We start from the raw sequence: 13,025 nt of genomic DNA, 5'->3' as shown, positions 1-13,025 counted from the left end.
AGTAGACTGCGTAAAAGAGATCCAAAGCGACATCGAAGGCAACCTAGATGTAAACCAACTAAGCGCACACATAGTAGCTGAAAATATCGCTCACATCCGTGAACTAGACGAGGTTAGCCACAACCTAGCTGATTCTCTAACTCACATTAGCCAAAGCGCAAACCGCAGCCGTGCTACAGCTGAGAACCTAAATAAAAGCGTAGATGAGATTTCAAATGTTATCAACCTAATTAAAGATATCTCAGATCAAACAAACTTGCTAGCACTTAACGCAGCTATCGAAGCAGCAAGAGCTGGTGAGCATGGTCGTGGATTTGCCGTTGTTGCTGACGAGGTTAGAAATCTAGCTGAGAGAACTCAAAAAGCAACTAGCGAAGTTGAGATGAACATCAATCTTCTAAAACAAAACTCTGGCGAGATGTTTAGCCAAAGTGAAGAAGTAGAGCAAATCAGCAATCAAAGTAGCGAACATATCAGCGAATTTACACGAAAATTCGCAGCTCTAACTGAGCAATCACATAATATCCAAAAATCAAGCACTTTCATCGCAAATAGCATTTTCTTTAACCTAGTTAAGCTTGACCACATTGCCTTTAAAGTAAATGGATACAATAGAGTATTTAATAGAACTGGCGAGACTCTAGCTGATCACACTTCTTGTCGTATGGGTAAATGGTATACTGGCAAAGGCAAAGAGACTTTTGGCAAACTGCCTGAGTTTACTAAGCTTGAAGCACCTCACAAAGCAGTTCATGATAAAATCAATTCTGCTATTTCTCTGGCTAAAAAATGTGATGATTTCGAGTGCCAAAACAACAAACCTCAAATCATCGAGAGCCTTATAGCAGCTGAGGCAGCATCACTACAACTATTTGATACCTTTAAAGAGCTTTCTTGCAATGCAAAAAGAAACCTTGAAGCTCTACTAGAAAAAGAAGGTCAATCAAACTAAAATCTTAATCTAGGGAATTCTAGAATTCCCTAGATGTCTAGAATTCCCTAGAAAAAGTTTTTAGGAAATTCTAGAATTCTCTACTTCAAAAAACAATCAAAAATCACTTAAATTTTTTAAATTCAGCATAAATATAAATTAAACTAATTTTGTCTTGTTAAGCTTAGAATTATCTAAATAAGATTATAATCTCGATCACTCAATGTTCTAAGGAGGAAAAAATGGACAGACGAGAATTTATAAAAAGTTCAGCAGTAGCAGCAGCGTGTGGCGCAGCTGGTATAGCAAGCCCAGCAAGTGCAGCAAAAAACGCTGAGGCTGGCTGGCGCTGGGATAAAGCAGTTTGCCGCTTTTGCGGTACAGGTTGTGGTATTATGGTTGCCACAAAAGATGGTAAAATCGTAGCTTCAAAAGGCGATCCATTAGCTCCGGTTAACCGTGGACTAAACTGCATAAAAGGATATTTTAACGCAAAAATCATGTACGGCGAAGACCGCATTACAAAACCACTTCTTAGAGTAAATGCTAAAGGCGAGTTTGATAAAAAAGGTAAATTCCAAGAAGTTAGCTGGCAAAGAGCCTTTGACGAGATGGAAAAACAACTTCGCAAAACTTATAAAGAACTAGGGCCAACTGGCATAGGTGTATTTGGTAGTGGTCAATACACTATCCAAGAGGGCTACGCAGCTGTTAAGCTAATAAAAGGTGGCTTTCGCTCAAACAATATAGACCCTAACGCTCGCCACTGTATGGCATCAGCGGTTGTTGGCTTTATGCAAACCTTTGGAATAGATGAGCCATCAGGCTGCTATGATGATATAGAGCTAACTGATACTATCGTAACTTGGGGTGCGAACATGGCTGAAATGCACCCAATTCTATGGTCACGCGTAAGCGATGCTAAGCTAAACAATCCAGATCGTGTAAAAGTAGTAAACCTATCTACTTACTCAAATAGAACTTCAAACATAGCAGACTTTGAGATCATTTTCCGCCCTCAAACTGACTTGCTTATCTGGAACTACATAGCACACGAGATTCTTTATAATAAACCAGAGGCTATGGATGAAGAGTTTGTCAAAAATCACTGCACCTTCACAACTGGCCCAGTAGATATCGGCTATGGTATGAGAAACAATCCAAATCACCCAAAATTTGCTGATAGCGAAAAAGACACAGTAGCAAAAGAGCTAAAAACTATAATCAGCAAGGCTGAGGCTGTAACTTTAGGCTTTAAAGGTGTAAAAGAAGGTGATGTAATGGAAAATAAAAACGCCAGCAAACCTGATGCTCACTGGCAAATCGGCTTTAAGGACTTCAAAAAAGGTCTAGAGCCTTACACACTTGATTTTGTCGCACCTATCGTCAAAGGCGATGATAATGAGGACCTAGGCGAGTTTAAGAAAAAACTTCAAGCCCTAGCTGATCTTTACCTAGAAAAAGCACGCAAAGTTGTAAGCTTTTGGACTATGGGCTTTAACCAACACCAAAGAGGTACTTGGGTAAACGAACAAGCCTACATGGTTCACTTCTTGCTTGGCAAACAAAGCATGCCAGGAAATGGCGCATTTTCTCTAACAGGTCAACCATCAGCCTGTGGAACTGCAAGAGAGGTAGGAACATTCTCTCACCGTCTTCCAGCTGACATGGTAGTAGCAAATCCAAAACACAGAGAAGCAACTGAGAAAATCTGGCGCATGCCAAATGGCACTCTAAATCCAGTCCCAGGTGCTCCATATGTAAAAATCATGCGTGATCTTGAAGATGGCAAGATAAAATGGATCTGGGTTCAAGTAAATAACCCTTGGCACAACACAGCAAATGCAAATCACTGGCTAAAAGCAGCCCGTGAAATGGATAACTTCATCGTAGTAAGCGATCCATATCCAGGCATCAGCGCAAAAGTAGCTGATCTAATCCTACCAACTGCGATGATATACGAAAAATGGGGTGCTTATGGTAATGCTGAGCGTAGAACTCAACACTGGCGTCAACAAGTGCTTCCAGTAGGTGAGGCTATGAGTGATACTTGGCAAATGATGGAGTTTAGCAAACGCTTTAAACTAAAAGACTTTTATGGCGAGCTAAAAGTAAATGATAAAGTTACTTTGCCTAATGTGCTTGACAAGATTGGTGAGTTTGGCTACACACCAGAAACTAGCCTATATGATGTGCTTTATGCCACACCAGCTGCGAAAAAATTCGCTCCAAAAGATCCTATCATGGAAAACTATGATAACACAGAAGTATTTGGCGATAAAAGAAATGTAAAAGGCGGTGATGGTAAAGTATTTAAAGGCTGTGGATTCTTTGTTCAAAAATCACTTTGGGAAGAATACCGTGAGTTTGGTGTAGGACACGGTCACGACCTAGCTGACTTTGATACTTATCACAAAGTCCGTGGTCTAAGATGGCCAGTGGTTAATGGCAAAGAGACATTGTGGAGATTTAACAAACAATACGATGTTTATGCTAGAAAAGAAGAAGGACCAGGTAATTTCGCATTCTATGGCAATAAAAATGCAGCACTGCCATTTGGCGATCTAAATAAAGCTGGCGATGGTGAGAAAGTAAGCCTAAAAAATAGAGGTAAAATCTTCTTCCGTCCTTATATGGAACCAGCAGAACAACCAAGCAAAGAATATCCTTTCTGGCTATGTACTGGACGCGTGCTAGAGCACTGGCATTCAGGCACTATGACTATGCGTGTACCTGAGCTATATCGTGCGGTACCTGAGGCGCTTTGCTACATGCACCCAGATGATGCAAAAAAAATGGGCTTTGAGCAAAACCAAGAAGTATGGATAGAAAGCCGCCGTGGTAAAGTAAAAACAAAAGTAGACTTTAGAGGTAGAAATAAACCACCTGTTGGTCTTGTTTATGTGCCTTGGTTTGATGAAAATGTATATATCAACAAGGTTTGTTTGGATGCTACTTGTCCACTATCAAAAGAAACTGACTACAAAAAATGTGCGGTGAAAATCTATAAAGCATAAGGGCAAAAAATGCAAAGAAGAGAAGCTTTTAAAACCGGTTTTTCGCTCCTTGCTCTAGTAGCAGGTGGCGTGGCTGTAGGCACTCAATATGCTAGTGCTACGCAGCTACCACGCCTGCGCCCACCTGGGGCATTGAGCGAAGATGCATTTCTTACAAAATGCATTCGCTGTGGACTGTGCGTAAGTGCCTGTCCCTTTGATACCTTGCGTTTAGCCCAGTTTAGAGATAATGGCGTAGGTATAGGCACTCCGTTTTTTGAGCCACGCAAAATTCCTTGCTATATGTGTACTGATATACCATGTACCGAGGCCTGTCCTACTGATGCTTTGGATAAAAAGGCTCTTAGCGAACAAGGCAGCTATGATATAAATAAAGCCCGAATGGGTATAGCTGTGGTTGATGAGCTAAACTGCGTTGCTTATCTTGGTGTTCAGTGCGATGCTTGTTACCGTGCTTGTCCTTTAATAGACAAGGCTATAGTAATAGACGCAAGGCACAATGATCGCACTGGCAAGCACGCAATGCTACTGCCAAAAGTAGATCCTGCCTATTGTACAGGTTGTGGTAAATGCGAGCATGCTTGTATCACCAAAAAAGCAGCCATTACAGTAGTGCCAAGAGAGCTTGTCGTTGGTGAGCTAAATGATAACTATGTAGTAGGCTGGCAAGAAGGTGGCGATGCTAAGCTAAAAGATGCCGATACAAACATAAAAATGGATCTTAAAAAAAGCATAAAAGCACTAGATAAAGGAGTCGAGCTATGATGAAGTTTACTTTTGTTCGTCACCTTGTTCAAATAGGAATTCTAGTTTTGTTTGTGCTAGGAAATCTTGGAATATTCAAGTTCCTAGAAGGCAATCTTAGTGGCTCAAAACTACTTGGAGTTTTACACTTAAACGACCCTTTTGCAGCACTTCAGTTATTTTTGGCTGGACTTGCGCTTAGCACTACAGCTGTAATAGGTGCTATTATCGTGCTAGTATTTTACGCACTCATTGCGCCTAGGGCTTTTTGTGGTTGGGTTTGTCCAGTAAATATAGTAACTGATTTGGCAAACTACATCCGTACAAAAATAGGTATAACAAAAAATCTAGCAAGCTTTAGCCCAAAAGCACGCTATTATTTGTTAGTTTTAAGCCTTGTGCTAAGTGCGATTTTTCACATCGCAGCCTTTGAGAGTGTAAGCTATATTGGTGCTTTAACTCGCTCTGTAGTTTATCTTGGCGGTAGCTTTTTTGCGATTTTTGTAGCGATTTTGCTAGTAGATATTTTTGTTCAAAAACGCTTTATTTGTGGGCATTTGTGTCCGCTTGGAGCTTTTTGGGCTGTGGCTAGTAAGTTCTCGCTAATTCGCATAAAATATAGCCTAGATAAATGTAAAAAGTGTAATGAGTGCCTTAGGGTTTGCCCTGAGACAAGTACGCTTAATATGGTAGGCAAAAGCGATGGTCTAGTAAGTAGTGAGTGTATAAGCTGTGGGCGATGCGTCGAGATTTGTAATGACGATGCGCTAAACTTTACTATCTTAAATTTTGGAGATAAAAAATGAAAAAAATTGCTTTAATAGCCGCTAGTTTAGCTCTGCTAGCAAGTTGCGGTATAGCAAAAACTATTGATGATGCGAAATTTGGTCTTCGTGGTGATCTAAACAACGATGATGTGAAAAGTAGAAATATTGAGTGGAAGCAAGCAGCAGCTGGCGAGAGCAAGCTAATTGAGCGTAGCTTTGAGAACGCTCCACCGATGATTTCACATGATATTAGTGATTTTGGCGAGATTACAAAAGACAATAACGCTTGTCTTAGCTGTCACTTGCCAGATGTAGCAGCAGCACTAAATGCTACTCCAGTGCCAAAAACTCACCTTATAAAAATGGAAAACCAAAAAGACCTTGGCGGCGCACTAAGCCAAGAGCGTTTTAACTGTACTCAGTGCCACGCTCCACAAGCTGATGCAAAACCACTTGTGAAAAATAATTTCAAGGCTGATTTTAGAACTGCTGATGGCAAGAAAAAATCAAACTTGATAGATATTTTAAATCAAGGTGCTAACTAAAAATGAATAGGCGAGAGTTTTTGGGCAAGTTTTTGCCTAAGCAAAACTCAAACTTAGGGAATTCTAGAGTTTCTAAGCCAGAAAGCTTTGATAGCGAGAATTCCCCAACAGAGGCACAAAAACTACAAATAAACACCACTACTTGCCTAGCATGGAATGATGTAGTTTGTAGTAGTTGCGCTGATGTATGTCATGCTAGGGCGATAGAGTTTTTAGGACTTTTTCGCCCAGTTATAAATGAAAAATGTGATAATTGCAATGAGTGCATAAGCTCATGTTTTAAAGGAGCGATAAATGTTTGTTAAAAAATTTCTAGCTGCTAGTATTTTTGCTGCTGTTTGCCTAGGCGATATGAGCTTTAAAATGCCAGCAAATATAACCGCACTAAAAGCTAGCAATAATGGTATCTTTGTAGGGCTTGATGATGGCGAGCTTGGAGTGTTTAAAAATGAGCAGTTTAGCGCTCTAACAACTCTGCCAAAAATCTCAAATCACTTTGGCAAAGACCAAAGCTCAAAAATATATCAAATAAGCGAGCTAAATGGGCAAATAGCTGCTATTAGCGAAGCTGATGAACTAGGAAAAAATGTAATTTTAATCATAAATGCTAAAACAAAAATCATACCATCGCCGGTTGCTATGCTAAAGCAAGTGCTATTTTTGGATGAAAATACCCTGCTTTTAATCGGCCCAAACTGCGAAATAAACTACTATGATATAAAAAGTGAAAAAATCACACACACAAGTAAATTTACAATCTCAGGCTTTGAAAAAGCTGTATTCAGCACCGACCGAAAAAGCCTATTGCTAGCTTGCGAGGGCGGAATAGTCTTTTACTACGACCTAGGCGCAAAAAAACTAAGCAAAGAAGAAGCTTTACACAAAGACCGCATTTATGATATAGCCGTGTATGAAAACCGCTTGCTAACAGGTACGCCAGAGCGAAAAGCACGCTATTTTGATGGGGCAAAAGAAACTTGGTATGATACGAGATTTCCAGTATATAAAGTGGCTTTAAATAGCGATATAGGCGCATTTAGCAAAGAAAAAAGCATAGTTATAATTGACAAAAACGGCAAAGAAATAAAAGAAATTCCCTACACAGGCACACTTTTAACTGATTTAGAATTCCTACCAAATGGCGAGCTAGTAGGAGCTGGATATGATAATAATCTATACTTCTGGGAGGCAAAATGAATCTCTCAAGCCTTGTAATCACGCTACAATCAAACACTGATATAGCAAGCATTAGCGAGCAAATTAGCAAATACGCTAGCATAGAAGTAAGCCAGGGCGATAAAATCGTAGCTGTAATAGAAAGCGATGACACTGACGGACAAATAAAAGCATATCGCGCCTTAGAGCGCATAGATGGCATAGCGAATGTAGCAATGATATATAGCTATGAAGACCCAGCCGATGTAGATGCCCTTGGTACTAGAAGCATGGATGAGATAATGGACAAACTAGAAAAAACCCCGACTGAAAAGATCAAATACAGCGGGCATGTAAATGTCTAGAATTCCCTAGGGAATTCTAGAATTCCTTAATCAAATCTAGAATTCCCAAGCCTAGAATTCTTAAATAAAATCTAGAATTCCTAAGCAAAATATTTTCTAGGAATTCTAGATTTTGCTTAAAATCTGCTATAATTTTATCTTTTAAAGGATGAGTTTTGGATACTTGGAACAACATTTATAGCAGTTTTGACCCACTTGCTTTTAGTATTTTTGGCTTCAATGTTTATTGGTATAGCCTTTGCTATATCACAGCTTTGCTTTTGGCTTTAATTTTGGCAAAGTATTTTGTAAAACTATACAAAATTCCTATTGCTGAAAAAATGCTAGATAATTATTTTATCTGGGCAGAACTAGGCGTGATACTTGGTGCGCGCCTTGGCTATATCATCATTTACGATACAAACACAGTCTTTTATCTAAGCGCTCCTTGGCAGATTTTTAATCCTTACGCAAACGGCGAGTTTGTAGGCATCCGTGGCATGAGCTATCATGGTGCGGTGCTTGGCTTTATTATTGCTACCTTTCTTTTTTGTCGCAGACATAAACAGGATTTGTGGCTATATTTAGACCTTTGTGCGCTTAGCATTCCGCTTGCGTATTTTTTTGGGCGAATTGGCAATTTTTTAAACCAAGAGCTCTTTGGCAGAGAAACAGACTTGGTAAGCACGCCGTGGGCGATAATCGTGGATGGTATCCCAAGGCATCCTAGCCAGCTTTATGAGGGAGTTTTAGAGGGTTTTGGAGTGTTTTTTGCCCTGCTAATTGCCAAAAGATTTCAAAAAGCAAATGGCGAGCTAATTGCGCTATATGCTATATTCTACACACTAGCACGCTTTATTTGCGAGTTTTATAGGCAGCCTGATGCGCAGCTTGGTTTTTTGATTTTTGGACTTTCTATGGGACAGCTGCTCTCACTTCTTATGTTTGGGGCTGGAATTTTGCTTTTATTTTACTTAAAAAGCTCAAAAAATGTAAAAAAATGTAAAAATTTTGTAAATAACAACAAAAAAAGCCAAAATTTTAAGTAACTTTTAGTTAGCAAATTATACAATAACAAGACTTTAATCAGAAAGGATGCCTTATGGTAAACACTACTATCGAGGGATATCTAGGCAAAAGAGCAGATTGTAAAAAATCTCGCCTTCCTGCCAAGCTAGACCTAATCCAAAGTGGAACTGGCCTATTTCTAGGTCTTTTTATGTGGGCGCACATGCTATTTGTGGCGACTATTTTGTTAGGCAAAGATGCCTTTAACACTGTGGTTCATATCATGGAGCTACGCTTTTTAAGCTCATCTCCTTATATGACTTACGCAACTACTGTAGTAGCTTGTGGTGTGCTTATTATTTTCTTTGTGCACGCAGCTCTTGGTATGCGCAAGATGCCTATTAACTGGCGTCAGTGGAGACTATACCGCGGACATGCAACTCGCATGAATCACGGCGATACTAGTCTATGGTGGATTCAGGCATGTACTGGATTTATTATGTTCTTCTTGGGCTCAGCTCACCTTATTATTATCGCTACTAGCGATGGTCTTTCAGCTGATATGAGCTCTCAGCGTGTATTTACTCACCTTATGTGGCTATTTTATCTAGTGCTACTATTTAGCGTAGAGCTACACGGTGGTATCGGTCTATACAGACTATGTATGAAATGGGGCTGGTTCGATGGTGCAAATCCAAAAGAAACTCGTGCTAAACTTAAAAAAGCAAAATGGGTTATTAGCGTATTTTTCTTAGTTCTTGGACTTCTTAGCCTTGCAGCTTTCTTAAAAATCGGCTATTACAACTTTAACAATATAGATGGCAACTCTTGGCAAACATCAGCTTACACTATGGAGGCTAAATAATGAAAGTTCTTTATTATGATTCACTAATTATCGGTGGAGGCTTGGCTGGACTTCGTGCAGCAGTCGCTGCTAGCGACAAAGGTCTTAGCACTGTAGTTCTTAGCCTTTGTCCTGTTAAACGCTCACACTCAGCAGCCGCACAAGGCGGTATGCAAGCAAGTCTGGGCAACTCAAAAATGAGCGAGGGCGACAACGAAGATCTACACTTTGCAGATACTGTAAAAGGTAGCGACTGGGGCTGTGATCAACAAGTAGCAAGAATGTTTGTTCAAACAGCACCAAAAGCTATCCGTGAACTTGCTAGCTGGGGCGTGCCTTGGACGAGAATTACAAAAGGCGACCGCCAAGCAGTAATCAACGCAGAAAAAACAACAATCACAGAAAAAGAAGAAGTTCATGGTCTAATTCACAGCCGTGACTTTGGTGGAACAAAAAAATGGCGTACTTGCTTTACAGCTGATGCTACTGGACATACAATGCTATTTGGCGTGGCAAACGAAGCTTTAAAACGCAATGTAGAAATCCACGATAGAAAAGAAGCAATCGCTCTAATCCACGAAAATGGTCGCTGCTATGGTGCTGTGGTGCGTGATCTAATCACTGGCGAGCTAGCAGCATATGTGGCAAAAGGCACACTAATCGCAACTGGTGGTTATGGTAGAGTTTATAAACACACTACAAACGCTGTTATTTGCGAGGGTACAGGTGCTGCGATAGCACTTGAGACTGGCCTAGCTAAGCTAGGAAATATGGAAGCGGTTCAGTTTCACCCAACTCCAATCGTGCCAAGTGGTATCCTACTAACTGAGGGGTGCCGTGGTGATGGTGGTATACTTAGAGATGTAGATGGATACCGCTTTATGCCTGATTATGAGCCTGAGAAAAAAGAGCTTGCTAGCCGTGATGTTGTAAGTCGTCGTATGATGGAGCACATCCGCAAAGGCAAAGGCGTAAAAAGTGCTTATGGCGAGCATGTTTGGCTAGATATTAGCATTTTGGGTCGTGCTCATATAGAAAAAAACCTTCGTGATGTTCAAGAAATCTGTATGATATTTAATGGTATCGATCCTGCTGATGAGGGTCCAAAAGGCTGGGCGCCAGTTCTGCCAATGCAACACTACTCAATGGGTGGAATCCGCACTAAGCCAACAGGCGAGAGCCCTACTCTATCAGGTCTTTTTGCAGCTGGTGAGGCTGCGTGCTGGGATATGCACGGCTTTAACCGCCTTGGTGGAAACTCAGTAGCTGAGACTGTAGTAGCTGGTATGATTATCGGTAACTACTTTGCTGATTACTGCAAAGCAGCACAAGTTGATATCAAAACAGAAACTATAGAAAAATTCATCACAAAAGAGCAAGACTACCTGCAAAGCCTACTTGATAAAGATGGCAAATACAATGTATTTGAAATCAAAAACAAAATGAAAGAAATCATGTGGGAGCATGTAGCTATCTTTAGAACTGGTGAGGGTCTAAAAAAAGCAGTTGATGAGCTTGAAGAGTTATACAAAGAAAGCACAAATGTCAAGCTAGAAAACAAAGAGTTATATGGAAACCCTGAGCTAGAAGAGGCTTACCGTGTACCAAAAATGCTAAAACTAGCCCTTTGTATAGCATGGGGTGCGTATCTACGTACAGAAAGCCGTGGTGCTCACTACCGTGAAGACTATCCAAAACGCGATGATCTAAACTGGTGTAAACGCACACTAACTAGCTGGCAAGAGGGCGCTACTAAGCCAACAGTAGAATACGAAGAGCTAGATATAATGAAAATGGAGATGCCACCGGCATTCCGTGGATATGGCGCAAAAGGAAATATCATAGAGCATCCAAACTCTGCTATCCGCCAAGCGCAAGTTGATGAGATCCGCTCTAAAATGGAAGCTGAGGGCAAGCCACGCCACGAAATCCAAGAGGCACTAATGCACTATGATCTTCAACCAGAATACAAAGCACTAAATGAAAGAGCAGGTAAAGGCTATGAGTAGAAAAATCAAAATTCGCGCATTTAAATATAATCCGCAAAGCAAAATCAGCAAACCACATTTTGCTGAGTATGAGATAGAAGAAACTGATGGTATGACACTTTTTATCGCATTAAATGTGATAAGAGAAAAGCTTGATCCAGGTCTTAGCTTTGATTTTGTGTGTCGTGCTGGTATCTGCGGAAGCTGTGGTATGGTAGTAAATGGCAAACCTCAGCTTGCTTGCCGCACGCTTACAAAAGACTATCCAAGCGGTGTAATCGAGCTTATGCCTTTGCCAGTATTTAAGCTAATCAAAGATCTAAGCGTAAATACTGGTGAGTGGATGAACAACATGAGCAAAAGAGTTGAGAGCTGGATACACACAAGCGAGAAAACTGATATCTCTAAAATAGAGAAAAAGGTTAGCCCTGAGGCTGCGCAAGAGACCTTTGAGCTTGATCGCTGCATCGAGTGTGGTATCTGCGTAGCTAGCTGTGGTACTGCTATCATGAGACCTGATTTTGTCGGTGCTGTGGGGCTAAACCGCGTGGCACGCTTTAAGGTAGATGAGCTTGATGAGAGAAGCGATGCTGATTTCTACGAGCTTGTGGGCGATGATGATGGTGTCTTTGGCTGTATGACACTGCTAGGATGTGAGGATAACTGTCCTAAGCACCTACCACTTCAAAGCAAAATCGCTTATATGCGCCGCAAACTAGCTACTGTAAAAGACTGATTTTAGCTCTGCTTAGCAGGCTTTTAGAATTCTAGAATTTCCTGTCATCCTCGGGCTTGACCCGAGGATCTCTATATGGAATTTTAGAATTCCCTTTATCTTACATTTTATTTTTACCTTTTTATTTATAGAAATTCTAGATTTTTACTTAGCGATTACTAGCTAGGGAATTTTAGAATTCCCTGTCATCCCCCAGCCCCTTTGGGGGATCTCTATATGGAATTCTAGAATTCTTAAATGATATAAACGAAAAAAGCCCCCAGGAATTCTAGATTTATGCTAGGAATTCTAGAATTTTAGTTTAGCATTTTATAGTTAGGGAATTCTAGAATTCTAGCTTGGCGGGATGTTTTCTAGCAAAGATTCTTTTACTTCTTTTGTTACTTCAAACTCGCTGTTTGCTAGTTCTCGCAGTTTAAAGGCACTTTCTATTATAGCGTATAGCTCGGGCTTGGTTGTGCGCCACCTTTGTAATGTCCTAGTCGTTATGCGAAGTATTCTCGCTTTGTCTTGCATTGTATATTTCATAAGTTTAGCTTAACCATTTTGCATTTAAACTAAAATTTGGAAATAAAGTCGTAAATTTAGTTTAAATTTAGAAAAAATGTCGTATTATTATGCTTAACATTTTAAAAAAGGAAAAAAAATGAAAAAATTACTTTTTATTATGTTATCATGCAAAGTATTTGCAAGCTGTACTTGTGAATGTGTGGATGGTGAAGTAAGGGCTATGTGTAGCAGCTCTTTAGATACCCCACCTATTTGTCCACCTAGAATTTGTCCTTTAGATAGCCCATCTATTAAACCTATAAAAACACCAAGCTTACCACCTATTGGGACTAAACATTGCAAACAAGCTAGAGTTTATAATCAACAAAATATGGAATATGAATGGCAAGAAATTTGTGAATAACAAAATATCGAATTACAAAAATTTACAAGATAA

Annotated in this window: 14 protein-coding genes and 1 pseudogene; 14 read left to right on the top strand and 1 reads right to left on the bottom strand. The window is 40.1% G+C overall.

From position 1 onward, the window contains the following. Nucleotides 1-202: 202 nt before the first annotated feature. The 13 genes and pseudogenes from PTQ34_RS08870 to PTQ34_RS05335 form a co-directional block, all read left to right on the top strand. Nucleotides 203-490, top strand: a pseudogene (locus PTQ34_RS08870) (methyl-accepting chemotaxis protein); the annotation flags it as partial. Next, a complete protein-coding gene (locus PTQ34_RS08865; RefSeq protein WP_404814911.1) occupies nt 473-952 on the top strand; it encodes a CZB domain-containing protein in 480 nt (159 codons plus the stop codon). The pseudogene PTQ34_RS08870 and the gene PTQ34_RS08865, both read left to right, overlap by 18 nt. 221 nt (nt 953-1,173) lie before the next feature. Further along, nucleotides 1,174-3,948, top strand: coding sequence for a nitrate reductase catalytic subunit NapA (gene napA, locus PTQ34_RS05385; protein ID WP_273932496.1), 2,775 nt, complete (start codon nt 1,174-1,176; stop codon nt 3,946-3,948). 9 nt (nt 3,949-3,957) lie between these two features. Continuing rightward, nucleotides 3,958-4,713, top strand: coding sequence for a ferredoxin-type protein NapG (gene napG / locus PTQ34_RS05380; RefSeq protein ID WP_273930658.1), 756 nt, complete (start codon nt 3,958-3,960; stop codon nt 4,711-4,713). Further along, nucleotides 4,710-5,498: a quinol dehydrogenase ferredoxin subunit NapH gene (napH, locus tag PTQ34_RS05375; protein WP_318532617.1), complete on the top strand. Its 789-nt coding sequence runs from the start codon at nt 4,710-4,712 to the stop codon at nt 5,496-5,498. Before napG ends, napH begins: the two co-directional genes overlap by 4 nt. Continuing rightward, complete coding sequence (locus PTQ34_RS05370) at nt 5,495-6,004, top strand: nitrate reductase cytochrome c-type subunit (RefSeq protein WP_273932495.1); 510 nt, start codon at nt 5,495-5,497, stop codon at nt 6,002-6,004. The genes napH and PTQ34_RS05370 overlap by 4 nt, the downstream gene beginning before the upstream one ends. A 2-nt stretch (nt 6,005-6,006) precedes the next feature. Next, on the top strand, nt 6,007-6,309 hold the full coding sequence (locus PTQ34_RS05365; RefSeq protein ID WP_273932494.1) for a 4Fe-4S dicluster domain-containing protein: 303 nt from the start codon (nt 6,007-6,009) through the stop codon (nt 6,307-6,309). Next, entirely contained in the window at nt 6,299-7,201 is a 903-nt protein-coding gene (locus PTQ34_RS05360; RefSeq protein WP_273932493.1) for a WD40 repeat domain-containing protein, read from the top strand. The genes PTQ34_RS05365 and PTQ34_RS05360 overlap by 11 nt, the downstream gene beginning before the upstream one ends. Next, nucleotides 7,198-7,524 carry a chaperone NapD gene (locus tag PTQ34_RS05355; RefSeq protein ID WP_273932492.1) on the top strand — a complete coding sequence of 109 codons (327 nt, stop codon included), beginning with the start codon at nt 7,198-7,200 and terminating at the stop codon, nt 7,522-7,524. The genes PTQ34_RS05360 and PTQ34_RS05355 overlap by 4 nt, the downstream gene beginning before the upstream one ends. Nucleotides 7,525-7,679: 155 nt before the next feature. Beyond that, a complete protein-coding gene (gene lgt / locus PTQ34_RS05350; RefSeq protein WP_273932491.1) occupies nt 7,680-8,552 on the top strand; it encodes a prolipoprotein diacylglyceryl transferase in 873 nt (290 codons plus the stop codon). Nucleotides 8,553-8,605: 53 nt separating this feature from the next. Continuing rightward, complete coding sequence (locus PTQ34_RS05345) at nt 8,606-9,376, top strand: fumarate reductase cytochrome b subunit (protein ID WP_273930664.1); 771 nt, start codon at nt 8,606-8,608, stop codon at nt 9,374-9,376. Beyond that, complete coding sequence (locus tag PTQ34_RS05340) at nt 9,376-11,364, top strand: fumarate reductase flavoprotein subunit (RefSeq protein ID WP_273932490.1); 1,989 nt, start codon at nt 9,376-9,378, stop codon at nt 11,362-11,364. The genes PTQ34_RS05345 and PTQ34_RS05340 overlap by 1 nt, the downstream gene beginning before the upstream one ends. Next, complete coding sequence (locus tag PTQ34_RS05335; protein WP_273930700.1) at nt 11,357-12,079, top strand: fumarate reductase iron-sulfur subunit; 723 nt, start codon at nt 11,357-11,359, stop codon at nt 12,077-12,079. The genes PTQ34_RS05340 and PTQ34_RS05335 overlap by 8 nt, the downstream gene beginning before the upstream one ends. A gap of 333 nt (nt 12,080-12,412) precedes the next feature. On the opposite strand, the gene PTQ34_RS05330 is transcribed toward PTQ34_RS05335, so the two are convergent. Further along, the gene (locus tag PTQ34_RS05330) at nt 12,413-12,607 is read right to left on the bottom strand and encodes a hypothetical protein (RefSeq protein ID WP_273932489.1); all 195 of its coding nucleotides are present in this window, start codon (nt 12,605-12,607) and stop codon (nt 12,413-12,415) included. A gap of 118 nt (nt 12,608-12,725) precedes the next feature. Between PTQ34_RS05330 and PTQ34_RS05325 the strand changes: the two genes are divergently transcribed. Continuing rightward, on the top strand, nt 12,726-12,992 hold the full coding sequence (locus PTQ34_RS05325) for a hypothetical protein (protein ID WP_273932488.1): 267 nt from the start codon (nt 12,726-12,728) through the stop codon (nt 12,990-12,992). Nucleotides 12,993-13,025 lie beyond the last annotated feature (33 nt).

Source organism: Campylobacter magnus (assembly GCF_028649595.1).
Taxonomy (GTDB): domain Bacteria; phylum Campylobacterota; class Campylobacteria; order Campylobacterales; family Campylobacteraceae; genus Campylobacter; species Campylobacter magnus.
This window is presented reverse-complemented; position numbering and strand designations above follow the sequence as displayed.